We start from the raw sequence: 24824 nt of genomic DNA on the forward strand, positions 1-24824 counted from the left end.
TTATAGAAATATTCATCTCTAGTCAAATAGACATGTTAATACACAATAAATAAAAATCAGCCCGCCTTAACGGGCAATCTATTGGAAAAAAGTAAATTAGTAAAATTTATTAATTTAATAAAGAAGGCGTGTCCGGATCGTACCAGGTAAAGACTTTAATTTTTGTAATAAACTTTTTGCCGTCGTTGCCGGTTGCGATGTAATATCAATCACAACATAACCAATATTGCCGGTGGTTTGCAAATATTGTGCCGCTATATTAATCTCGTCTTCCATAAAGATCTGATTAATACGATTTAACATCCCCGGACGATTTTCATGAATATGCAATAAACGATTAGTATCCTCAGTATGAATAGGTAATGAAACTTCAGGGAAATTGACAGCCGATAAAGTAGAACCATTATCAGAATATTTTGCTAACTTATTAGCCACTTCAGAACCAATATTTTCCTGTGCTTCTTGCGTTGCGCCACCAATATGAGGGGTTAAAATAACATTATCAAAACCTATTAACGGTGAGCTGAAAGGATCACCATTACTGGCTGGTTCTTTAGGAAATACATCAATTGCAGCACCTGAGATATGCTGACTTTTCAACGCCTCAGCTAAGGCCGGGATATCAACTACGCTACCACGTGAAGCATTGATCAAAATCGCGCCTGGTTTCATCAAGGTTAGTTGTTCTTTGCCAAACATATTCTTAGTACTCGCTATTTCAGGAACATGTAAGCTAATAACATCACCCATATTGAGTAATTCGGTCATAGTAGGAACTTGGCAAGCATTACCTAGCGGCAACTTATTTTCAATATCATAGAAATAAACATTCATTCCAATATTTTCAGCTAAGATACCTAATTGAGTACCAATATGACCATAACCAATGATACCTAATTTCTTACCGCGTGCTTCATAGCTTCCTTTGGCTTGTTTATTCCATATTCCACGATGGGCTTTCATGCTCGCTTCTGGAATACGACGTAAAAGCAATAGTAATTCGCCAAGTACCATTTCTGCCACAGAGCGTGTATTGGAAAATGGCGCATTAAAAACTGGAATGCCCCGCTTAGCCGCAGCCTGAATATCAACTTGATTGGTGCCAATGCAAAAGCAACCGACTGCAATCAATTTTTCAGCCACGGCTAAAACCTGTTCGCTAAGATAGGTACGGGAACGAATACCGATAAAGTGGACATCAGGGATCACTGCGATTAATTCTTCTGTTGATAATGCACCTTCATGATATTCAATATTGTCATAGCCTGCTGCCCGCAGATTATTAATTGCACTTTGATGCACACCCTCTAAAAGCAAAAATTTAATTTTCTGTTTTTGTAAAGATACATTAACCATTTACCCCATCCTATCATTAAGATTACGGCTATCACCTATTTTGTCATACAAACATAACAAAAATTTTCCCAGTAGCAATACTATCATTTACCCAAGCAACGAAATAAATCTCAACTAAAACGCTATAACGAACAAAAAGGAAATTAAAGAGGCAAAAATAAGATTTTTATCATACTAAATCAATTATTATGATATAACTCACTAAATTTGAGAGTAAAAAAATATAAATTTAATCTAGGCAATAAGTACTACCTTAATAGCCGGTCAGCACTTTAAAAACCACCAAATAATTAGCTGTTAGCCGTTAATTTTTTTACTCCAGCTGATGTTGCCAGCAAAATAATATCTGCTGGGCGATTGGCAAATAACCCTACCGTTACTACACCGGCAATCGCATTAATTTTATTTTCAAGCTCTATCGGATCTAGGATCTCTAAATTGTGAACATCAAGAATGACATTACCATTATCAGTAACCACATTTTGCAGATATTCTGGCATGCCTCCTAACCTTACCAATTGACGAGCGACATAAGCGCGCGCCATCGGAATCACTTCAACAGGTAATGGAAATTTACCTAAAATATCAACTTGCTTAGATTTATCAGCTATAGCGATAAATTGCTTAGCCATCGCAGCGATGACTTTTTCACGCGTCAAGGCAGCGCCACCCCCTTTGATCATCATTAGATCTGGATTAAATTCATCAGCACCATCAACATAAATATCAATACCATCCACATCATTACTATCAAGAATAGGAATGGCTAACGCGGTTAATTTGTCTGTAGAAGCAACCGAACTTGAGACTGCACCTTTAATTAAATGTTTTTGTGTCGCTAAGCCATCAATAAAATGCGCAACGGTAGAGCCTGTTCCAACACCAACCAGCATATCTGGTTTTATATATTCCAAAGCAGCCCAGCCGACCATTTTTTTTAATTCATCCTGTGTCATAATTAGTTGCCCTATTATTTTTTATTGCTAAAACCTACTAATTAATTAGTATAACGAAATTTCCCCGGCTATCGATTGGAAAAATATTGCATAGTAAGATATAGAATAACATCTGAATTGAATTTTAAAGAGATTTTTTCGTGATTAAACGCCCTGACTATCGAGCACTACAAGCATTGGATACTGTGATCCGTGAACGCGGCTTTGAGCGCGCTGCGCAAAAGTTATGTATCACTCAATCTGCCGTTTCCCAACGAATTAAGCAGCTTGAGAACCTATTTGGTCAACCATTATTAGTGAGGACTATCCCTCCTCAACCGACTGAGCAAGGACAAAAACTACTCGCGCTATTACATCAAGTGGAATTACTAGAAGAGCAATGGCTTGGTGACGAAAGTAATGGCACAACCCCCTTGTTACTATCAGTGGCAGTCAATGCTGATAGTTTAGCAACCTGGTTCCTACCGGCTCTTAATCCTGTACTACATGACAGCCCTATTCGTCTTAATATTCAAGTCGAAGATGAAACCCGGACTCAAGAGCTGCTACGTAGAGGAGAGGTCGTTGGCGCGATTAGTATTCAACCAGAGCCTTTACCTGGCTGCCTGGTAGATAAATTGGGTGCACTGGATTATTTATTTGTGTCCTCACCGACTTTTGCTGAGCGTTATTTCCCTACCGGGGTAACAAAAGCCTCACTGTTAAGAGCACCTGCTGTCGCTTTTGATCATCTAGATGATATGCATCAAGCTTTTGTGCAACAGAATTTTAACCTATCTCCGGGTAGTGTTCCTTGCCATATTGTGAATTCATCAGAGGCATTTGTTCAACTTGCTAAGCAAGGTTCAACCTGTTGTATGATCCCACATTTACAAATTATTGATGAATTAAATTCAGGTGAACTAGTAGACCTCACGCCCGGACTATGTCAGCGTAGAATGCTATACTGGCACCGCTTTTCGCCTGAAAGCAGGACAATGAAAAAGGTAACTAGCGCCCTGGTAAAAACTGGACGCCAGATATTAAAACAAACAGATAATGATAATGTAGCAAATAACAATTAACGTTTCAATTCAAAAACAACATCAACTTGATCGGTAAAATCAATACTCTGTTGTTCGTAAGTTTGATTGCTATCACTGGCAGCAGCAGCCACCATTTGGTTCATAGCCTTCATTCTTGGCATTGGATAAGGGGTTGCATCAGGTGCTCGATAATTAATACTATAAACTTTGCCTAATTTAACATTAAATCCTGCTGCTAACGCTTCTGCTTGCGCTTTAGCATTGTCAATTGCTTTATTACGAGCTTCATCACGATAGTGTTTAGGATCCTTAACACCAAATTGCACCGAATTAATTTCATTTAAACCAGCTGCTAATGCACCATCCAATAAAGTATTCAATTGATCTAGTTTATATAGTTTAACTTCTACTGAACGTTCTGCAGTATAACCGACTATTTTAGATTTTTCGGCGCTTTTATCATATTCATATTTCGGTTGAGTCGTGATATTTGCCGCATTGATATCGCTACTTTCTATCCTTTACCTTGAGAAAGTCAAAATATTGCTTAACACGTGCGTCAACCGCCGTTTTAGCTGAGGCAGCATTTTTTTCAGTTACAGCAACATTAATTAGTAAAGTGACCATATCTGGTGTGGCTTTAATCGTTGCATTACCTGAGGTCACGATATGTGGCCCATTAGGTAAGGAGTTAGATTGAGCAAGTAATGGTAATGAACTGACTGACATCATCGCTAAAAATATAATCGAACTAAGCTTCACGAGACCTCCTGCACATAATTAATCAACTCTAGATAGACTATTTGCTAGCCAATAATCGTTTATTCTTAACATAATAGAATATTAAAAAGCATAATGGGAAGGTTAATCATAATGAATAATTTTAATCAACGCTAACTAATGCAAATTTAAATAGCGAGATTTTACTAACCAATAAAAATATTGGTGTGAAAGCTAATCTACACCAAAATAATTGGCTAGCTATTTTTGGTTTGATATAAATGAACATCCATTTGTGGAAAAGGTATGCCAATATTATGTGCATCTAACTGTTTTTTAAAATTTTCCATCAAGTCCCAATAGACATTCCATCCATCAGCATTAGTCGTCCAAACACGTACGACAAAATTAAGAGAAGAAGGTGCCATTTCATGTAAACGGATAGTAACACCTTTATCATGCTGAATACGCTCATCTGCCGCAATAACATCACCTAACACTTTTTTAACCTTATCAATATCCGCATTATAGCCGACACCCCCCATAATTTGAGTACGCCGATTAGGTTCACGAGAAGTGTTTATAATATTGTCGTTAATCACTTTGCTATTGGGTATAACAACAATGCGATCATCAGCCGTACGTAATGAAGTTGAAAAAATCTGGACATGCTCAACGGTTCCTTCCACTGCACCTAAAATCACATATTCTCCAGCTCGCAGTGACCTAAAAATAACCAATAACACACCAGCAGCAAAATTAGATAAAGAACCCTGTAAAGTTAAACCAATCGCCAAACCGGCAGCACCTAAAACAGCAATAACGGAGGCAGTTTGCACACCTAACTTACTTAATACTGCTATTAAGGTAAATGCAATAATGCCATAACGAACAATTGCTGATAAAAAATCTCTGACCGTCTTATCTATACCGCGTAATGACATTAATCGATTAGTGATGTGACTGATCCATTTAGCAACAATCAAACCAGCAAATAAAATAACTAATGCAAAAACGATATTTACCGCATACTGAATTAACAAATCCTGATGATTAATAAGCCAACTCTTTGCCTGATCGATCGTTTCTACCACACCATTTTCATCCATCTCAATCCCCCTCGAGAAAATAAATCAATCACGAGTTTCGCACCAATAAAAAAACGCTCTATTTTTAAGTTTAATTCAGCATAATATGTAAATAGATAAAACCTTATAAATTAAATATAACTTATTGTAAATTAAGTAAATTTATGCATTTCAGTAACTTGCAGATTAATCATTACTTTTAAGCCATTTCTAGAATTTTATAGGCCTGAGCGAAACTCGTGTCAATTACTAATCATATATCCGAAACTGTATAATTTTAGATATAACATTGACAAAATAAAACAGCGATTTTGTTATCTTTTAATCGATAATGTTTAATAAAATAAAGTTACGATAGTTTTCCAGCATTTTAATAAAATCATCTAAACCACAAAATGCAATACTCTCGTTATCGTAATAACACATCCCTTCTTCTAAATCTTCTGTTTGAAAATGTAACTGGTTAGCTCGTATCATGATCTCTTTATCATCCATGAACAATGTAAATTCACGTCCGATTTTTTTCCATTGACGCCCGCTGCCTTTAATAGAATGATAACCTGTCTGAATCTGCTCTAACTGACATAAATCACCTTTAATTTCCTCATTCAACCAATAACCAATTGCTTCATGATCCATTGAAAATCGAGCAATGATATGGCCAGTGACATCCTGTTGAAATTCATAATCCATACCTGATCTCCGTCCTGTTCCTCGAGTGTATTTTTTATTGATATCAGTCCAAATATTATCATTACCATAAAAATACTTTATTTTAGCAATAACACGAGTTTCGCACAGGCCTATAAAATTCTAGAAATGGCTTAAAAGTAATGATTAATCTGCAAGTTACTGAAATGCATAAATTCACTTAATTTACAATAAGTTATATTTAATTTATAAGGTTTTATCTATTTACATATTATGCTGAATTAAACTTAAAAATAGAGCGTTTTTTTATTGGTGCGAAACTCGTGAATAATATAAATACACTATTACATATAGAGGTGGCTATTTAAAAATTGGCGATTAATAAGTAATATTGTTTCAGCCACTAAAGAGACGAGACTTAGCTAATTTTATGTAACAACGCCATTTTTAAGAGAGTTTATAGTTATATTGTCTTGTAAGCATATTTCTAAATATGTAACCTTCAATTATGGCCGTTCAAAAATTATTTTCTTCGTAAAATGGGTAAATGATGGCTGTAATTCTCTACAGTTGGAATTTAATATTTAATAAAAGGATTTAAGTTATGGATGTTAAAGAAATTAATGATAAATTAGATAAAATTATAAACCAAGCATATAAAGATGATAGAATTAATAACGAAGAAGTTCAGAATATTCGTGACATTGCCGATCTTGTTTTTGAAAAAATTGTCATTGAAGCGGCTAACACTGGTAAAAATAATTCCATAACAGCATTCCAGAAATCATGCGATGTAACGGTTAAATTAATGCAAGATTCTTTTTTTAAATTGAAAAAAGAAAATCTTAACAGCAGTCAAAAAGATCTAGTTAAAACAGCATTTAATGCACAACTTACTTACATAAAAGCAAATTTTGATCGCTTTTTTAATTCCCTTTAACAAATCTAATCTGAAGTTGTCTGGTAAATAATCAATTTTCTAAATAATAGATACAAATTCTAAAGAGGCATAAATTTTTCAGATAGCAGATAGATGAATCTAAACGCTATACCCTATCTCTGACTAATTACAGCAAGAAATAGGGTATATGAAAAATTATTGTTTTAAACGGTGGACTGGATGATTATTGTTTCTGCTTTTTTTGTATATTGAGGCAATAAGTCAAAATTTAAGTATTGGTAAATATTTTGATTCTTATTCCCCATGCCATTAATCAATTGCAGATACTCTTCTACCGTTGGTAAGTATCCCAATAATGAAGCAACTGCTGCCAACTCTGCTGAAGCAAGAAAAACCCTTGCGCCAGTTCCTAGTCGATTAGGGAAATTACGGGTAGAGGTTGAAACCACAGTTGCTCCATCCAGAACACGTACCTGATTACCCATACATAGTGAGCAACCAGGAATTTCAATCCGTGCCCCACTTTTACCAAAAATATTGTAATAACCTTCTTCGATTAGCTTAGCAGCATCCATTTTAGTCGGCGGAGCAATCCATAAACGGGTGGGAATTTGTCCTTTATATTGCTCTAGAAGCTCACCTGCTGCACGGAAATGACCAATATTAGTCATACAGGAGCCAATGAAAACTTCATCAATTTTTTCATTCGCCACGGAAGATAATAAACGTGCATCATCTGGATGATTTGGTGCACATAAAATGGGTTCGATTATTTCATTTAAATTAATTTCAATAACTGCTGCATAATCTGCATCTGCATCAGCCGTTAATAGTTGCGGATCAGCCAACCATTTATTCATTGAACTAATGCGACGTTCGAGAGTACGGCGATCACCATACCCATTCGCAATCATCCATTTCAATAATACCATGTTAGATTGTAGATATTCGATAATGGGCTCTTTATCTAACTTGATAGTACAACCCGCAGCTGAGCGTTCTGCCGAGGCATCCGCTAATTCAAACGCTTGTTCAACTTTTAATTGGGGTAAGCCTTCAATTTCTAATATTCGGCCTGAGAAAATATTTTTCTTACCTCGTTTTTCGACCGTCAATAAATCCTGTTGGATCGCATAGTAAGGGATAGCATGAACTAAATCACGTAAAGTAATACCTGGCTGCATTTGACCTTTAAAGCGGACTAATACCGATTCAGGCATATCTAAAGGCATAACACCGGTCGCCGCAGCAAAAGCAACTAATCCGGAACCAGCAGGAAATGAAATACCGATAGGAAAACGCGTGTGTGAATCACCACCCGTTCCCACTGTATCCGGCAACAGCATCCTGTTTAACCAAGAATGAATAATACCATCACCGGGACGCAAAGAAACACCGCCACGATCCATAACAAAATCAGGTAAAGTATCATGGGTGGTTACATCGATAGGCTTTGGATAAGCGGCAGTATGACAAAATGACTGCATAACCAAATCGGCTGAAAAACCTAAACAAGCTAAATCCTTAAGCTCATCTCGGGTCATTGGTCCTGTAGTGTCCTGCGAACCAACCGACGTCATCTTCGGTTCACAATATTCACCAGGACGAATTCCAAGCTTATTACAAGCACGACCAACCATTTTTTGTGCCAGGGTAAAACCTCGGTCACTTTGTATAACTGATTCTACCTGGCGAAATACTTCAATCGCAGGCAAGCCCAAAAACTCCCGCGCTCTTGCTGTCAGTCCACGGCCTATAATCAGCGCAATCCGCCCGCCGGCTCGAACTTCATCAAGTAAAACGTCGGTTTTTAATGCAAAAGTTGTTAATAAGGCATTAGTGGCATGACAGCGAATTTCTCCTTTATAGGGATAAATATCAATCACATCTCCCATATTCAGTGAAGTCACATCAACTTCAATCGGCAGGGCGCCCGCATCTTGCATCGTATTAAAAAATATTGGTGCAATTTTTCCACCCAAAACAATGCCGCCATTACGTTTATTTGGTATAAAAGGAATATCTTTGCCCATAAACCATATTACTGAATTGGCTGCTGATTTTCGCGAAGAGCCTGTACCGACAACATCACCAACATAAGCTAATGGAAAACCTTTTTTACACAATGTTTCAATCTGTTTGATAGGCCCAATGACACCAAGCTCATCGGGTATAATTCCATCACGGGTATTTTTAAGCATTGCCTGTGCATGTAACGGAATATCTGGTCGTGACCAGGCATCAGGTGCTGGTGATAAATCATCAGTATTGGTTTCCCCCGTTACCTTAAAGACAGTTACAGTCAGTTTCTCTGCTAATGCAGGTTTATCAAGAAACCATTCGGCATTTGCCCATGAATCTATAACTTGGCGCGCATATTGGTTGCCCATATTTGCTTTTTCTTCTACGTCATAGAAGTTATCAAACATTAACAAAGTATGGGACAATGCTTTGGCTGCTATTGGTGCCAACTGTTCATCATCCAGCGCATCAATTAATGGAGAGATATTATAGCCACCCTGCATAGTGCCTAATAACTCTGTCGCTTTTGCTGGTGTAAGTAAGGGGGAATATGTTTTTCCTTTAGTAATAGCAGCTAAGAAGTCAGCTTTCACGTAAGCAGCTTCATCAACACCCGGAGGAATACGATTACTTAACAGATCTAATAGGAAATTTTTTTCAGTTTCAGGTGGGGTTTTTATTAGTTCAACTAATTTAGCAACTTGGGTAGCATTTAGTGGCTTGGGTATTATTCCTTGTACTGCACGTTCAGCTACATGCTCACGGTACTCTTTTAGCACGACGTTCTCCTCAATTGATTTTAATTTATATACCTGGCTGTCTACATCTCAAATAAAAAATGAAGGACCTGGTCAGAGGAATTGGCTTAACATAATTTTACTTCTATCAATTATGCCCAGTATGGAACATCCAGAATAACAGAATTTAATTATACTGTTAATTTATTTACATACCTCCAACATTCATCAGAGTCAATAAATATTGCTGCGGTTTTTTGATCTCATGTATTGCTATTCTAGGTAAAAAATTTTATCCATTAGTAGCAAAAATGGTTTGTTTTTTATAGACAATTGCAATAACTAGTTAATTTTATTAAATAATAAATATTTCAATTGAATAAAATATTATTCTTACTTTTCAAGCAAAAAATAGCTCCCTTATAAATCAATATAGCTAACAAAATAAATAATAAACTGATTTAATTATAAAAAATCATTGTATTAACATTAATAATGTACTCAAATATGTACACACTGGAAAATTAATATATAAAATATTAATTATGAACTATCATTCATCACCTATATTTTTAATCTAATTATCTTTTTCAAATTTATCATGTTGTACGACTTCTAGTTTATTGTAAAGCGCATCTAGTTTTGCTTCTATCACCGTCTGCCCTCTTACGTAATCCTCACGTCGTACATACTGTATTGGTAATTCAGCCTTAAAAGTAAGAAATTCACGCTCTAAAGAGTTTAAATTTTGTAGACTGATTTCTAAGCGGCTGAAACGCTCCATTTGCCGCTTTTCCATCTGCCCTAAAAAGAGTCGAGCAATACTAAAGAGGAAGCCCATAAACCCTAATAATAGTCCCACCAATGTCCAAAACTCTACTTCCAGTTTCATGATTTCTTTGCCTCCAGTAAATTAAGGAGCTCATTTACCTGCACTTTCAACGCTTGACATTGCTGACCCATGTCGATGAGCCAGGCAAGTAAGTCTTGCTGAGTGAGTTCAGAGGCGTAACCTGGTTTTAACTGTGGAAACGGTTCTGGACGTTGATTGAGCACTGGGGGTATCGGTGTCACTGTCGGTGGACACACCAAAGGCGGCATTGACTTGCTGCACGAAACCGTTAGTAAAATGACTGGGAAGAGCATGCCATTGCCCCATTTCATCAATAAATTGGGAAGTAACATCATGGAGTTGTCTTTTCAGTTGTTGTTGATGAGATTCGAGTGTTTTTAATTGCTGTAAATAATGCATTTCCATTTTATGGGCGGTTTGTATTTTTTGCTGGTAGTCCGCCAGTTTTTCTGTCAGGACCAATTTTTCTTGCTCAAATACTTTTTTTTGCTGTTCCTGACAGTCAGCGAGGCGCTTATCATACTCGCGGTTCTGTTGCGATACCCCTTCTCTATAGCCTTTTGACCAACCTTGCTGATAACTGTAATAATGGGCACCAGACAATAACAAACCGATGACTACGAACAAGCTGGTTTTACCAGTGATAAAATTACCTAACACACATTCCTCCACCCCAAACAAGATAACGTGGCGACAAAGTGAGCAAAATATGACGCGGATAGTGTCGATTTTCTTGCCATGCAGACTGACGACGGCCGGCGTTAACTAATTCTACCTCTCCAAACCAACGCAGTATGTTAAAACCCTGATGTTTTGCAAGCTGCACATCACGCTTTACCCAACCTAACCCGCCGTTGTAAGCAGAAAGCGTCATTGCCATGTGTTCACAACTATTATCTGCCTGTACTCGTTCCCATAACCAGCGATCGTAGTGCACCAATGCACGGATACTCCATGTTGGATTCAAGGGGGTTTTTTCGTCTAAACGGGGTATTAAATTACCCAACCATTCGGTGGTGGCTGGCATAAATTGAGCGAGACCCTGTGCACCAATGGCATTAGTAATATCAGGTTTCCAACTGCTTTCGTGATGAATTTGCGCAGCAAAATCAGCAATAGGTGCATTCAATCCCCAAACCAAACGGGCATTACGTATCAATGTATCACGGTATTGTAGAGCCGTTCGTGAAGGGGAAGCAGCGACAGAATCAAATATACTTGAAAGCAATAACAACAGAATAAGCCGTAATATAACTAGTGGGCTGTATCCACTCATTTTTTATAATCCCATTGCCACACTGAGACATACTGCCGCTACAATTATAGCCCGACGCAATTGTGCAGCAGCAAACACATGATCGCAGCCATACCTAACAGGATGACGATCTTGTGTAACCTCAAGGTAGTTACGGTGCAAATATTGACCAGGACGGGCTTTAGGGAATAATGAACGATCAAGCCAATATCCAGCGACTGCCGCTAGGGTAATTAAAGACAGCTTGTAGAGTACCACCGGCAGTTGTTGAGGTGAGACCAGACCAATTACCACCAGTAATCCTGCGGCAGTTATTAACCAACCACTGAGACGGGGCTTCTTTAATGAAAATGAGCTAAATTTCTTAGATGAAGGCATGACTAATCGTATCCTTTCAAGTACACCATGTAGCCAAAACCGCTATCGTGATGCTATTTTATGAATTATGATAATACCATAAACATAAAACCATAAAAGGATTATTTGATTTCAATACCTGAATTTATTCAGGGCTTTTAGGCCAATCAATCTCAGGCGCGGTTGAGGTATCAGTACGATAGACATTTAATCGATAAAGTTTCCAATTCCTGAGCTGTGTTATTTCGTCCTCTGTTGCCATCTCCAAATCAACCGCATCTTGTAAGGGGATAATTGCGTCAGTTGCCCCCTGCATTAGCCCGCTTTTTTTATCCTCAGCTTCTGCGATTAATTCTTTCTTTGGTCTAGGAGGGATATCAACCCAAATTGGGTCACCATTTTCACTTGCCCCTAACATTTTACCAAGTGGGGCCTCCGAAAGCGCAAATTCACGATAAACGCTTTCAGGGACAGGTTTAGCATTATAATCCCAGCTACCGGCATTGATATAATCCATTTTCATTGAGCCTGCATACCAGGCTAACTCACTTGCACTAAAATACATTTGGTCTTCAAATCGATATGATGTCTCCATTTTATACTCCTATCGCCATCCAATAATAACCGTCCATAAACGTATCGCTATTACCCGATATATGTCTTACATAATAATTAAATCCCTTTTTCGTTACATCATAAGCAATTCCTATATACATAACGCCAGAGCTTGTATTATGCGCTTTAGAGCTCGTCGTTATACTATAGACAGATGAAGAAAATGCAGTAGGAAAATTAATGGTATAAGAATTCCCTTCTTGACCTTCTTGACCTTCTTGACCTTCTTTACTTCGATATCCCCATTGAATAATCAGGCCCGTATTTGGATCTTTCAGCCAACCATTTGCAGATTTTTTTACCGTCCATTTAGCCGAATTTATTTTTGCATCGACTTCTGTTTTAGTATAGCACGAGTTTCGCACCAATAAAAAAACGCTCTATTTTTAAGTTTAATTCAGCATAATATATAAATAGAAAAAATCTCATAAATTAAAAATAACTTATTGTAATTTAAGTAAATTTATACGTCTTAGCAAGTTACAGATTAATTATTGTTCTGAAGCCATTTCTAGAATTTTATATGCCCGTGCGAAACTCGTGTATAGTTATCTTCCTGTATCGCCAGCGTGCCATTTTTATCTGATGGAATATCGATAACTCCTCTATTTTTGCCTGAAGCATCTCGGTACACGAAATACGCATCATTGGGCGAAGTCTCCAAGACAAGGTGCTGACCATCGCTTTTAGTCAGGACAAGACTGGCGTAATTATTATTCCTATTTATATTTACACGCCCAGCACTAAATGGTTCTTGAGAATCTTTCTTGGCAAAACTATTCGTACAGGCATTTTGACTTATCACATCGGTTGTTGAGTTACCTGTCGTTTGAACAACTTTATTTTTATCAAACTTCTTATTTAATGCGGTGTTAATTTCTTGTTTAGTATACGAATCAAGCACAATCCGCATCCAGGCACCAACGTTAATTCCACCCGTCGAATCAGGTGTTGAATTTGGCGATACCGGTTTGGGCAGTTGACCATCCCATCGGTAGTAACCGCCGTCTTTCTCATAATGTAATGCCTGGTAACGAGCAGTTATCTCAAATCCTTTTTCAAATGAATCGACTAATACATAACCAAGCGCGCCTGTTGCACTTGGATCAAGTAAAGTCGGTTTGCCATTCGCATCCAAACCCATTTGTTTATTTTTACGGATTGCGATATCAGGGAATGGCGGCATATCAATATCATTAACCCGTAAAGATCGAATGTCCTTATCTTTTATGGCTGATTTCATTAACCCAAAGTTAACCGCATCGTTATCACTCTTTGGTTGGCTGATGTTTGAAACCCGATAATTTTTAGCATCAAAATAGTTTGATAACATGCTTGGTCGTTTTAAAAACAGTGATAAATTACCTAATACCCGTTGAATCAACATAGTAAGATAATCAAAGGCATTTTCATGGATTTCAGCATAGAAGCGCCCTTGATTGCGAAATGACACATTTTGCTTTGCGGGTAAATCTCTTGCTATCAATAGCTTATTGCCGTTTACCAAGGCTGACTTTAAGATGACTCTGCCACCTTTGTTACTATTAACACCTGTTACCGTATAATCAGTATTTAATGTCAGCTTCCTTTCATTATCACCATTGCCATCAGTAACAGTGATAACCAAGTGCTCATCATTAAATACCCTAAACGTATAATCAAACTCAGTAGTCACACCGTTTCCAATATACACGAGTTTCGCACAAAACTAATTTGGGTACGCTAATAAAACAGGGATTTGCTCAGTAATAGCACTTTTGATTACGTCCCAATTTTGTTGATAAAGGGTTATTTTTTCAGATATACGACGTTTATGTTGTTCAAACCACGCAGAAATAGCGAGAAAAATATGATTTCTTTGCGCTCGGCTCGTGCGAGCCTGACAGCGTTCAATACCACAGTTTTGTTTAACTTCTCGATGATAAACTTCAACAGGCCAACGGGCATCCATGATAGATTTGAGGTATTGACGGGTGGGATTCTCTTTGTTTGTTACTATGTAATCAATACGGCCGTTTTTGGCTGTAAATTTGAAAACGGTTACCCAACCATATCCTCGCAAGTGTATTGACGTTCCTTCTTCTGAGATGTCTAACTTGTTCAGTTGTTTGTTATGGTTAACAATCCTATTTTTCCTCAGCGTGGTTACCCAGATCCAACCATGAGAGCGAATTGATTTCAGGTTATCCAGGCTAGAATACCAAGCATCCATCACTACGGCTTCTGGCATGATCCCTCTTTTTTTAGCAAGAGTGAGCATTTCGGAAAAGTGCGTGTTTTTTGTTTTTCCATCAGAATCTTTATCATAAATACGATAATTGAATTGATAATGGACCATCTCTATTTTTTTACTACGTGTTTTGGCAATCAATGTATCATCGGCAATTAGTACGCAAGGGCTTTTTTTGTCTATAGAAGGTTCAACTAATCGCCATAGGTCTTTAGGTCTAGAACATCTACTTTTTAGCCATCGGCTAACAGTGTCATGAGATAAAGGCGATGGGCTTACTTCTGATAACGCTAAACCAGAGTATCTTAAACTGCTTACTTGTAAGAATGTTTTATAGATATCTTTAATACATAGATAACCCGACAAAATATGAACACCCTGATTTTTTCTTGTTTTTAAATTTATACTTCTTTTTTGGAGATTGCGAAACTCGTGTATATTGATTTGCGCTTACTTCAGTTACTACAGTCATTGGTTATCTCTCCCTATCGCTTATAAATATAATAGCGCAAATAAACCTTATAAGATAGATTGTTTATTTTTAGTAATGGGATCTCCTATTTACATCTTTATTATGTAATTTCATTCCATTAACATAGGTTATAATTATGAAAAATATTATTAATTTCCCCGCTCCCGAAAACTATGCAGAAATAGTTAATACTGACAGTGGGGTTAAGGCGTTAACCACAAAATCTAATATTGAGGAGTTACTACGTAAATTGGAGTATAAAGGTTATGATGTCAGTGCTTCTCTTATTGAACTGACGACTATGTGTAACTACATTAACCAAAATATGAAAAGTAAAGCAACGATAAAAACTCATGTGGAATATATCCTTAATGAGTTAAACAAATAGTCTTTTATTAATAATTAAAGCCCCAATTTAGGTGCTTTTTTATGCATCAAGCTCGAAATAGGAAAAGTAAGCATAAACTGATAACTATAGTTTACACTTTGAAGTTTTGATATATACTGAGCAGTTGAATGGAGACTATTCAATGAGTATTGACATCAAAACAACGAATATCTTTGACGACTGGATTAATAACTTAAAAGATTTACGCGCAAAAACTAAAATTCAAATAAGAATTAAGCGGTTGCAATTTAGGAACTTTGGCGATGTGAAACCTATAGGTGAAGGACTTTCTGAACTGAGGATAAATGAAGGAAAGGGATATCGAGTGTATTTAAAAAATCAAAATAATGTAATTGTGATTCTATTGTGTGGTGGAGATAAGAATACTCAACAGAAAGATATCCAAAAAGCCAAGTTAATCGCAAAAGCAATAGAGGATATAACTAAATGAAAATTGAATTAAAAAATTATGATATTGCTGAACATCTAAATAGCGAAAAAGAAATACAAATGTATTTAAATGAAATATTAAAAGAAGACGATCCCGCCCTAGTTCTTTCTGCATTAGGTGATATTGCAAGAGCAAAAAATATGACACAACTGGCAAAAGAAGTAGGTATGACTCGAGAAGGTTTATACAAAGCCCTTTCAGGAAAAGGAAATCCAACATTCTCAACGACTTTGAAAATTATAAAAGCTCTAGGTCTACAAATAGAACTGCACACAGCATAACTTAATTTGAGCCTGTACATAAATTTGTGTAATTGCCTGATTTTGATATGTTCAATCCAGCATCAAATGAAGGTTAATTTATGGACGAAAAACAATTGCAGGCTCTGGCTAATGAATTGGCCAAAAATCTCAAAACCCCTGACGATCTCAGCCAGTTCGATCGTCTGCTGAAGAAAATCAGCGTTGAGGCGGCTCTCAACGCCGAAATGTCCCACCATCTGGGCTACGATAAAAATCAGCCCAAACCGGGTGCCAACTCCCGCAACGGCTATTCCACAAAGACCGTTACCACCGGCGATGGTCCTCTGGAACTACGCACTCCGCGCGATCGTGACGGTTCTTTCGAACCGCAACTGGTGAAGAAAAACCAGACCCGGATCACCGGGATGGATAACCAGATTTTATCGTTGTACGCCAAAGGGATGACCACCCGCGAGATAGCGGCTGCGTTCAAAGAACTGTATGACGCGGATGTCTCACCGGCGCTGGCCTCGAAGGTCACCGATTCCGTGATGGAGCAGGTTACCGAATGGCAAAATCGCCCACTGGATGCAGTCTATCCTATTGTTTATCTTGACTGTATCGTCCTGAAGGTCCGGCAGGACAGTCGCGTCATCAATAAATCCGTGTTTCTGGCCCTGGGTATCAACATCGAAGGTCAGAAAGAACTGTTGGGTATGTGGCTGACCGAAAACGAGGGCGCGAAGTTCTGGCTCAGTGTGCTGACAGAACTAAAAAACCGTGGTCTGAACGATATCCTCATCGCCTGTGTCGACGGTCTGAAAGGCTTTCCGGACGCCATCAACACCGTGTATCCGGAAGCCCGCATTCAGCTGTGCATCGTGCATATGGTGCGTAACAGCCTGCGGTTCGTCTCCTGGAAGGACTACAAAGCCGTCACACGCGACCTGAAAGCCATCTATCAGGCTTCCACGGAAGAAGCAGGCCAGCAGGCGCTGGAAGTGTTCGCCAGCGCATGGGACAGCCGCTACCCGCAGATAAGCCGGAGCTGGCAGACAAACTGGGCCAACCTGGCGACGTTCTTCGCTTACCCGGCAGACATCCGCAAGGTGATCTACACAACGAATGCCATAGAGTCGCTGAACAGCGTGATCCGGCATGCCATCAAAAAGCGTAAGGGTGTTCCCGACGGATGACGCAGTGAAAAAGGTGGTGTGGCTGGCAATCCAGGCGGCGTCACAGAAATGGACAATGCCGCTGAGGGACTGGCGTATGACGATGAGCCGCTTTATTATCGAGTTCGGTGACCGCCTGGACGGTCACTACTGAGAAAAGGCATTTACACAGAATCGTGTACAGGGTCCTTAATTTTTCTATGTTTTATCTCCTTCCAAAAACATAAACAAATTGGTATATTTACTTTTTCCCAATGATGCGCCATAGTGAATATGCACTAGCTAATCTGGTGTCGGTATTAGAACCCCGCTAGCTACTCACAGCGCATGACACGCGTTAGCGTGTTTTTTGTTGCACAACCTTCGCACATCATAATCAATGGTGGGCTGGATGGGGCAGCCGCAAGGCTGGCCGTTTCTGTGAGTCCGGTCGTTCTAACCCTGTTCAGTTCACCACCAATATGAGATTAGAACCTCTGGGTGGTGATTAACAAATATCTCACAGGAGTAGTCAAATGGCTAATCTTAATATATCTACATCTAATCTCCCTTCTATCATTCATAACAATGTACCAGTTATCACAACAGAACTTTTAGCTGATTTATACGGTACAGCTATTACTAATATAAAAACAAATTATTCACGTAATATAAATAGATTTATATGTTACAAACATTACTTTAAAGTTACGGGTATCGAACTTAAAAAATTGCAAGTTACTTTAAGTAACTTACAAATATCTAATAAAACTAGGAGTTTAATGTTATGGACTGAACGAGGAGCCGCTCGCCATGCAAAAATGTTAGATACTGATCGTGCTTGGGATGTGTTCGAAATTTTAGAAGACACTTATTTTACTAAGTCACGAGTTTCGCACCAATAAAAAAACGCGCTATTTTTAAGTTTAATTCAGCATGATATATAAATAGACAAAACCTTATAAATTAAATACAAATTATTGTAATTTAATAAAATTTATGTGTTTTAGTAACTTACAGATTAACCATTGCTTTTAAGCCATTTCTAGAACTTTATATGCCTGTGCGAAACTCGTGTAAGTATAAATTCAATAACAACCTCACCAATACTCTAGCAAGTAATTCAACGACAGAAGATCTTATTGCATTAGTGGATAAATTACAGAAAGTCATCCATGAAGGTGATTTTATTCCTGCTGGTCAGGCCATTCATGAATATAATCTACCTAAAACAGGTAAAACTCTCTCTAATATCATCAATGACTTTATCAACTATCCTAAGAAAGATACGCTCCATATCCTCTTAGCCTGGCTAAAAAAAGATGGACATAACCTTGAAGAAGCAGAACGGGTGTTAATGCATGTTCGTGATTATGTACTCAAGATGACTAAAGCTGTTAACACTATTCAAACACATGCACAGTACATTGATTCAACTGTAAATAAGTTGCTGTAACTGTAATTAAGCCCCGAACTATCGGGGCTTTTTTTAGATTAGAACTATAAAAACTTAAGCGAATTACTTAATTTCTCTAAAAGAATAGCGGATTTTCCACTTAATTTATTTTCATAAAAATTAGCTGAAAATTTTACTATTCTATTTTTATGCATTGTTATTAAAGTTGTTTCTCTTGTAAGCATATCTCTAGACATTTTAATTATAGCTGAATAACGAATAGCCTTTAGTCCACCTATATGATCATCACCAACCGCAATTATATCTAAGTCATAATTTTCGGATGGCATAGCACCTTCCAGTAACATGTTTGCAAATTGCTTTTTCTTTTCAGGGGTATCAAATGCTTCTACAAACTGCTTATCATTATGAAATGGCGTATTATTACCAGCTTCATTGCCATAAGAAATTTGCACCTGAACTAAATCAGAGCAATCAGAGCAAACAAAAACCTCTCCTACAGGAGTACTTTTAACCACCCAACCATTACTATCAATAGTATAAAAGTTATTTTTAGTATATCCATGACAAACACTAGAAATTAACAAAACAAAAAAATCATATATCGCACATTTAATCCTTTTAATTTCTAGGGCCTGTCATCAAATGTCGGGATAAACGTGTATGATATGCCCCATATATGATTATCCACTTCGGCCAAAGAGAAAGAGATGACGCGTCGCTATGCACTTCGAGATGATCAATGGGCTCGGATTGAGACATTCCTTCCTGGACGGAAAGGCCATGTGGGCATGACCGCACGTAACAACCGGTTGTTCGTAGAGGCGGTGATCTACCGTTATCGAACAGGTATTCCTTGGAGAGACCTGCCCGAACGTTTTGGCGACTTTCGTATTGTGCACTTACGTCACTCACGCTGGAGCAAGACTGGCGTATGGGAGCGCATTTTCAACGCCCTGGCGCAGGATGCTGACAACGAGTATGCGATGATTGACTCGACTATAGTGCGGGCCCATCAGCATAGCGCTGGAGCAAAAGGGGGGATACAGACAAACAAGCTATCGGGCGTAGTCGCGGTGGGTTAAGCACCAAAATTCATGTCACAGTCGATGCTCTCGGTAACCCTACAGGCTTTCATCTTACGCCGGGCCAGGCCCACGACCTAGAAGGTGCCGATGTGTTGCTTGAGGATACACAAGGCCAAACGATTATTGCCGATAAAGGCTACGATGCTCAAGAGCGCCTTGTCCAGCCATTGAAAGACAAAGGCAAGGCGGTAGTGATCCCATCTCGCTCGAACCGAAAACAACACCGCACGTATGACAAACACCTCTACAAAGCTCGCCATTTAGTCGAAAACTTCTTTGCTCGACTGAAGCAGTATCGCGCTATTGCTACCCGTTACGATAAAACCGCCATCAACTTTCTTGGCGCTATCCATCTGGCCGCTGCCGTCGTCTGGCTTATTTGATGACAGGCCCTAGAAAACTTTTCAGTTATAGCGCTTAATGTGCCAAAGAAAAAAACAAAAACCAAAGGCCAGAAGAATAAAAGAATAGCTTGCCAGTATCCCCATCCTTCAACTGCCTCCATAACCCCAATTATTGTACCGAGTATAGGTAACCATCCAATAATGAGGGCAAGGATGATAGATATAACTATATTCCAGCCAAGCCAGTCATGAAAACCCGCTATAGCAGCTGCTATCTGGATGACATTTAATATCCAATAAATAGGAACAAACAATGCTTTCATTTATTACCTCGGTATTTTATCCTGTGGTTTCCACCAGTAAGTCTGATTAAACTCCTTTTTAGCCCTTTTTTCCATTCTACGCAAATAGCCAGGTGAAAAGAGTTCTTGAGCCCGATTAAAAATAAGATGGTCTGTAGCCGCTTTTGTATACCATAAATTAGCAAATGGCGTTAATCCTTTGATCATTTTTACAATATCGCCACCGGTTTGTACTGGCTTACCCTCAACTGCATTTAAAGGAACACCTTGTACAAGACGAATAAAATCATCAATAATACCGGCAACGGGGCCTGCTAACGATTGAATCGCCCCCTGACCATATCGGGTGTGATCGGAAAACAAAAAATCACCATAGAGGCCTAAACCACCGCCTTTTAACATTGCATTTAACCAAAACTTATACCCGTCTTCATTAAACATCTCTCTTGGATTTTTGCCTGACGCAACATCATTAATTTGCATCGATAAAGCGCCTAAAAATGTGGTACTGGCTAAATAAGCGGCTCTGCCACCCGCTGATGGTAGACTCATCGCCCTAGTCCAATGACGAGCCACCATCGCAATGGGGAAAGATTTAAATAAAAATAAACTACGCGTTAATTCACCCAGTACAGAACCTCTTTGCAATGTTGCGTAGGTTTTCATAGTATCTCTTGCACCAGGGGTAACGACCGCCATATCCACTTCTTCTGTCACAATACCTAACAATTTTCTGGCCGCTTCAAATTTAACCCGTTCTGGATTGCCAGAAGCGGTTAATTTTTCATTGGGGATATGCATGACGCTCTCAGAAGTTAACATCGTATTATTACCATTGCCCCAATCTTCCTGCTCGGCTAATTTCCATATTGACCAGTCACGCTCATTAATTCCTTTACTTTTCAAAATGGCAAAATCATCACGGCTAACCTTGGCTATATTGGTGTGCCTTTTTACCAGACTACCAATACTGCCCATCATGGTGACACCATAAGCGCGTTTATTCGCATCCGTCCAGGCACTTAAGCCACTGGCTCGCATAACTGCATTAGCTAACCAACGGGAAGATGACGGTCCCATGTTATCAGTTGCCCAACAATTAACGCTGCCCAATAAAGTTTCCATCGCTAACCCCGCCCGACGCGCTAAGCGTAGTTCTTCTTTATTCGCCGGATTAAAGGCTGCTAATTGATTTTTTAATAATTGAGCTGCTGGCAGATTATTAACCTTAGCTGTTAGGTACATGGTGCCAACGTCGGTAAAAGAAGTCAGAAAGGCAGAGCCCAGCCGACTAGCAACCAGGATATTACGTAAATCTTGCGAGAATTTAGCGATCCTAACATTGGCAACCGGTAATGTTTTTCCGGCCACAAAGTTATATAAATTTTCCGTATTTCGCATCAACCTATCTATTTTTCTTGATTTAGAAGGGTTTTTTATCGCTTCATTACTAGACAGTTCATTTAACAAACTTTTAAAAACGTGATCAGGATTAGGGCCATAGGTTTCTACTAAGGCGATATCTTTACTAAGCCCGTTTAGATGCCCTACCATGATATCCCAAAGCGCTTTTCCACCATAAAGTTTTTGGTAGTCTAAATAAGCCTCAGCATCTTTAAAATGGATCTGGCGAGCAGCATTACCCCTATTGGCTCGCATCCCTTTGCCAACTATTGGCCGATCACCAATCTTGTTTAATCCACCCGTCGCAATCGTTTCATATGCATGACGAAGAAATTCAGCTAACTCCATATCGTTCATCAATTCACCGTTTTCCTTAACGTCACGAGTTTCGCACAAAACTAATTTGGGTACGCTAATAAAACACGGATTTGCTCAGTAATAGCACTTTTGATTACGTCCCAATTTTGTTGATAAAGGGTTATTTTTTCAGATATACGACGTTTATGTTGTTCAAACCACGCAGAAATAGCGAGAAAAATATGATTTCTTTGCGCTCGGCTCGTGCGAGCCTGACAGCGTTCAATACCACAGTTTTGTTTAACTTCTCGATGATAAACTTCAACAGACCAACGGGCATCCATGATAGATTTGACGTATTGACGAGTGGGATTCTCTTTGTTTGTTACTATGTAATCAATACGGCCGTTTTTGGCTGTAAATTTGAAAACGGTTACCCAACCATATCCTCGCAAGTGTATTGACGTTCCTTCTTCTGAGATGTCTAACTTGTTCAGTTGTTTGTTATGGTTAACAATCCTATTTTTCCTCAGCGTGGTTACCCAGATCCAACCATGAGAGCGAATTGATTTCAGGTTATCCAGGCTAGAATACCAAGCATCCATCACTACGGCTTCTGGCATGATCCCTCTTTTTTTAGCAAGAGTGAGCATTTCGGAAAAGTGCGTGTTTTTTGTTTTTCCATCAGAATCTTTATCATAAATAAGATAATTGATAGGAATTGATTCAACCTTCGTCAGATCATGCCAAAGCAAATTAACTAAACCTATGCCAGCAATAACATCATGTTCATTACCTGAATATTGATAATGGACCATCACTATTTTTTTACTACGTGTTTTGGCAATCAATGTATCATCGGCAATTAGTACGCAAGGGCTTTTTTTGTCTATAGAAGGTTCAACTAATCGCCATAGGTCTTTAGGTCTAAAACATCTACTTTTTAGCCATCGGCTAACAGTGTCATGAGATAAAGGCGATGGGCTTACTTCTGATAACGCTAAACCAGAGTATCTTAAACTGCTTACTTGTAAGAATGTTTTATAGATATCTTTAATACATGGATAACCCGACAAAATATGAACACCCTGATTTTTTCTTGTTTTTAAATTTATACTTCTTTTTTGGAGATTGCGAAACTCGTGAACGTATTTATTGCGATCTAATTTACCAATAACATCTGACGTCCATTTTTCTGCTGTCACTTTGGCTACTCTATCCCTGGCATGCCCTTGTGGTAAGCCCCATCCTTCCAGATAACCAATATTACCACCCGCATCATTAAAGTGATTTCTCAACATATTTGTGACATTATTCCATGCTTCTGCTCCTTTTTTTGCTTTAATATTTTTTGTCTCTTGTCCCATAATTTCATAAATAAGCTCTTTAACTGCTTGCTCATTTTCAAGTAAATTGAAAAACCGCCCATCAACGGCTTCAAATGCTTCTTGCAATTGACTTAATGCATAATTAAAGGTTGCTTTGGCTCTGGTTTCCACTGATACAAAATTGCTTTTTCCATCGGCACTAAAAGCGATTGTTCGATTTAATGCTTCAAGTTTGCTGCCAGCAAAGCTATTGATATGGCTATCCAATCGCTGTCTGGCTAAAATCGTTAATGCCACACGTCTTTTTTTAAGATTAGCCTCATGTTGCAATTCTTCCGCCGCCAATTGCCCTGCACGTTGTAATCGTTCTGATTCGCTTAACAGCCGCCAGGAGGCCGGATCATTTCTGGCCAGATTCCGCATACTTTTAATAATCCGCTGCTCAATATTATTGATTTCAGCGGTGCTTAATGGACGTTTAGCGGCATTTTGCACGGCCTGAATACATTCAGCTCGCATAATTATTTATCTCCCAAGAAAACAGCGAATCGCAACGTCAAATAAACTGGCATCATGTTTAGCATTATCAACCTGACGATTAACTTCATTATATCACGAGTTTCGCACCAATAAAAAAACGCTCTATTTTTAAGTTTAATTCAGCATAATATATAAATAGAAAAAATCTCATAAATTAAAAATAACTTATTGTAATTTAAGTAAATTTATACGTCTTAGCAAGTTACAGATTAATTATTGTTCTGAAGCCATTTCTAGAATTTTATATGCCCGTGCGAAACTCGTGTATATAAATCTGTTGCTTTTACTCTTGATGTATTGCCAGAGTCATCCATAAAGTCTATTTCTAACTGAGGGTACTCTTTTATTGCTAATTCAGCGCCTTGATAATCAGCCTCAAAATTAGTCGCAACTTTATTACCCGTAACCAATTCTTCTGTTTTACCCATCACGAGTTTCGCAATCTCCAAAAAAGAAGTATAAATTTAAAAACAAGAAAAAATCAGGGTGTTCATATTTTGTCGGGTTATCCATGTATTAAAGATATCTATAAAACATTCTTACAAGTAAGCAGTTTAAGATACTCTGGTTTAGCGTTATCAGAAGTAAGCCCATCGCCTTTATTGTCAACGATCACCGAAAACTGATCCAC

24 protein-coding genes and 6 pseudogenes are annotated in these 24824 nt (G+C 38.4%); 10 read left to right on the forward strand and 20 right to left on the reverse strand.

Annotated elements, in window-relative coordinates:
- Positions 1-114 precede the first annotated feature (114 nt).
- Positions 115-1356, reverse strand: coding sequence for a phosphoglycerate dehydrogenase (gene serA, locus V3224_RS05295; RefSeq protein ID WP_334469065.1), 1242 nt, complete (start codon positions 1354-1356; stop codon positions 115-117).
- A gap of 290 nt (positions 1357-1646) precedes the next feature.
- Entirely contained in the window at positions 1647-2312 is a 666-nt protein-coding gene (rpiA, locus tag V3224_RS05300) for a ribose-5-phosphate isomerase RpiA (protein WP_334469067.1), read from the reverse strand.
- Between the two features lie 143 nt (positions 2313-2455).
- On the opposite strand from rpiA, the gene V3224_RS05305 reads away from it, so the two are divergent.
- Positions 2456-3376: a LysR family transcriptional regulator ArgP gene (locus tag V3224_RS05305; RefSeq protein WP_334470312.1), complete on the forward strand. Its 921-nt coding sequence runs from the start codon at positions 2456-2458 to the stop codon at positions 3374-3376.
- On the opposite strand, the pseudogene V3224_RS05310 reads toward V3224_RS05305, so the two are convergent.
- From V3224_RS05310 to V3224_RS05320, 3 genes and pseudogenes are all read right to left on the reverse strand, one after another.
- Positions 3373-4099 (reverse strand): annotated as a pseudogene (locus V3224_RS05310) (oxidative stress defense protein). The gene V3224_RS05305 and the pseudogene V3224_RS05310 sit on opposite strands and share 4 nt — an antisense overlap.
- A gap of 215 nt (positions 4100-4314) precedes the next feature.
- On the reverse strand, positions 4315-5166 hold the full coding sequence (gene mscS, locus V3224_RS05315) for a small-conductance mechanosensitive channel MscS (RefSeq protein WP_334469070.1): 852 nt from the start codon (positions 5164-5166) through the stop codon (positions 4315-4317).
- A gap of 300 nt (positions 5167-5466) precedes the next feature.
- Entirely contained in the window at positions 5467-5838 is a 372-nt protein-coding gene (locus tag V3224_RS05320; RefSeq protein WP_032115260.1) for a YacL family protein, read from the reverse strand.
- A gap of 562 nt (positions 5839-6400) precedes the next feature.
- On the opposite strand from V3224_RS05320, the gene V3224_RS05325 reads away from it, so the two are divergent.
- Positions 6401-6736: a hypothetical protein gene (locus V3224_RS05325; RefSeq protein WP_334469074.1), complete on the forward strand. Its 336-nt coding sequence runs from the start codon at positions 6401-6403 to the stop codon at positions 6734-6736.
- Between the two features lie 164 nt (positions 6737-6900).
- Here V3224_RS05325 and acnB read toward each other — a convergent pair whose 3' ends face one another.
- The 9 genes from acnB to V3224_RS05370 form a co-directional block, all read right to left on the reverse strand.
- On the reverse strand, positions 6901-9498 hold the full coding sequence (acnB, locus tag V3224_RS05330) for a bifunctional aconitate hydratase 2/2-methylisocitrate dehydratase (protein ID WP_334469076.1): 2598 nt from the start codon (positions 9496-9498) through the stop codon (positions 6901-6903).
- A gap of 535 nt (positions 9499-10033) precedes the next feature.
- Positions 10034-10348, reverse strand: a complete 315-nt coding sequence (locus tag V3224_RS05335) for a hypothetical protein (RefSeq protein ID WP_334469079.1) — start codon at positions 10346-10348, stop codon at positions 10034-10036.
- 108 nt (positions 10349-10456) lie between these two features.
- Positions 10457-10969, reverse strand: coding sequence for a hypothetical protein (locus V3224_RS05340; protein ID WP_334469081.1), 513 nt, complete (start codon positions 10967-10969; stop codon positions 10457-10459).
- Positions 10959-11585, reverse strand: a complete 627-nt coding sequence (locus V3224_RS05345; protein WP_442889910.1) for a transglycosylase SLT domain-containing protein — start codon at positions 11583-11585, stop codon at positions 10959-10961. The genes V3224_RS05340 and V3224_RS05345 overlap by 11 nt, the downstream gene beginning before the upstream one ends.
- A 3-nt stretch (positions 11586-11588) precedes the next feature.
- Positions 11589-11942 carry a putative holin gene (locus V3224_RS05350; protein WP_334469085.1) on the reverse strand — a complete coding sequence of 118 codons (354 nt, stop codon included), beginning with the start codon at positions 11940-11942 and terminating at the stop codon, positions 11589-11591.
- 124 nt (positions 11943-12066) lie between these two features.
- Positions 12067-12516, reverse strand: a complete 450-nt coding sequence (locus V3224_RS05355) for a tail fiber assembly protein (RefSeq protein ID WP_334469087.1) — start codon at positions 12514-12516, stop codon at positions 12067-12069.
- A gap of 1 nt (position 12517) precedes the next feature.
- Positions 12518-12901, reverse strand: coding sequence for a gp53-like domain-containing protein (locus tag V3224_RS05360; protein WP_334469090.1), 384 nt, complete (start codon positions 12899-12901; stop codon positions 12518-12520).
- A gap of 146 nt (positions 12902-13047) precedes the next feature.
- Positions 13048-14229: a hypothetical protein gene (locus tag V3224_RS05365; protein WP_334469092.1), complete on the reverse strand. Its 1182-nt coding sequence runs from the start codon at positions 14227-14229 to the stop codon at positions 13048-13050.
- A 15-nt stretch (positions 14230-14244) separates the two neighbouring features.
- Entirely contained in the window at positions 14245-15132 is an 888-nt protein-coding gene (locus tag V3224_RS05370; RefSeq protein ID WP_334469094.1) for a transposase, read from the reverse strand.
- Positions 15133-15374: 242 nt separating this feature from the next.
- On the opposite strand from V3224_RS05370, the gene V3224_RS05375 reads away from it, so the two are divergent.
- The 6 genes and pseudogenes from V3224_RS05375 (at position 15375) to V3224_RS05400 (ending at position 18929) form a co-directional block, all read left to right on the forward strand.
- Positions 15375-15626 (forward strand): hypothetical protein, encoded by a 252-nt coding sequence (locus tag V3224_RS05375; protein WP_334469096.1) that lies wholly within the window; start codon positions 15375-15377, stop codon positions 15624-15626.
- 142 nt (positions 15627-15768) lie between these two features.
- A complete protein-coding gene (locus V3224_RS05380) occupies positions 15769-16077 on the forward strand; it encodes a type II toxin-antitoxin system RelE/ParE family toxin (protein WP_334469098.1) in 309 nt (102 codons plus the stop codon).
- A complete protein-coding gene (locus V3224_RS05385) occupies positions 16074-16358 on the forward strand; it encodes an addiction module antidote protein (RefSeq protein WP_334469100.1) in 285 nt (94 codons plus the stop codon). Before V3224_RS05380 ends, V3224_RS05385 begins: the two co-directional genes overlap by 4 nt.
- 80 nt (positions 16359-16438) lie before the next feature.
- Positions 16439-17648: pseudogene (locus tag V3224_RS05390) on the forward strand (IS256 family transposase).
- Between the two features lie 361 nt (positions 17649-18009).
- Positions 18010-18363: pseudogene (locus V3224_RS05395) on the forward strand (ORF6N domain-containing protein); the annotation flags it as partial.
- 173 nt (positions 18364-18536) lie between these two features.
- Complete coding sequence (locus V3224_RS05400; protein ID WP_334469102.1) at positions 18537-18929, forward strand: hypothetical protein; 393 nt, start codon at positions 18537-18539, stop codon at positions 18927-18929.
- A 44-nt stretch (positions 18930-18973) separates the two neighbouring features.
- Here the strand turns inward: V3224_RS05400 and V3224_RS05405 are convergent, their stop codons facing one another.
- A complete protein-coding gene (locus tag V3224_RS05405; protein ID WP_334469104.1) occupies positions 18974-19477 on the reverse strand; it encodes a hypothetical protein in 504 nt (167 codons plus the stop codon).
- 123 nt (positions 19478-19600) lie between these two features.
- Here V3224_RS05405 and V3224_RS05410 point away from each other — a divergent pair.
- Positions 19601-20361 (forward strand): IS5 family transposase gene (locus V3224_RS05410; protein WP_334468159.1). Its coding sequence is split into 2 segments (ribosomal slippage): positions 19601-19936 and positions 19939-20361, totalling 759 coding nucleotides; the frame shifts between segments, so codons are not numbered across the junction.
- Here V3224_RS05410 and V3224_RS05415 read toward each other — a convergent pair.
- From V3224_RS05415 to V3224_RS05435, 5 genes and pseudogenes are all read right to left on the reverse strand, one after another.
- Entirely contained in the window at positions 20292-20645 is a 354-nt protein-coding gene (locus tag V3224_RS05415; protein WP_334469106.1) for a hypothetical protein, read from the reverse strand. The genes V3224_RS05410 and V3224_RS05415 overlap by 70 nt on opposite strands.
- 3 nt (positions 20646-20648) lie before the next feature.
- Positions 20649-22403 (reverse strand): annotated as a pseudogene (locus tag V3224_RS05420) (hypothetical protein); the annotation flags it as partial.
- A 23-nt stretch (positions 22404-22426) separates the two neighbouring features.
- Positions 22427-23401, reverse strand: coding sequence for an IS701 family transposase (locus V3224_RS05425; protein ID WP_334470314.1), 975 nt, complete (start codon positions 23399-23401; stop codon positions 22427-22429).
- A gap of 72 nt (positions 23402-23473) precedes the next feature.
- Positions 23474-24172: pseudogene (locus V3224_RS05430) on the reverse strand (hypothetical protein); the annotation flags it as partial.
- A 254-nt stretch (positions 24173-24426) separates the two neighbouring features.
- On the reverse strand, positions 24427-24621 hold the full coding sequence (locus tag V3224_RS05435; protein WP_334469108.1) for a hypothetical protein: 195 nt from the start codon (positions 24619-24621) through the stop codon (positions 24427-24429).
- 69 nt (positions 24622-24690) lie between these two features.
- On the opposite strand from V3224_RS05435, the pseudogene V3224_RS05440 reads away from it, so the two are divergent.
- Positions 24691-24795 (forward strand): annotated as a pseudogene (locus V3224_RS05440) (IS701 family transposase); the annotation flags it as partial.
- Between the last annotated feature and the right edge of the window lie 29 nt (positions 24796-24824).

Origin of the sequence: Arsenophonus sp. PmNCSU2021_1, from assembly GCF_036919435.1 — a bacterium.
Lineage (GTDB): Bacteria > Pseudomonadota > Gammaproteobacteria > Enterobacterales > Enterobacteriaceae > Arsenophonus > Arsenophonus nilaparvatae.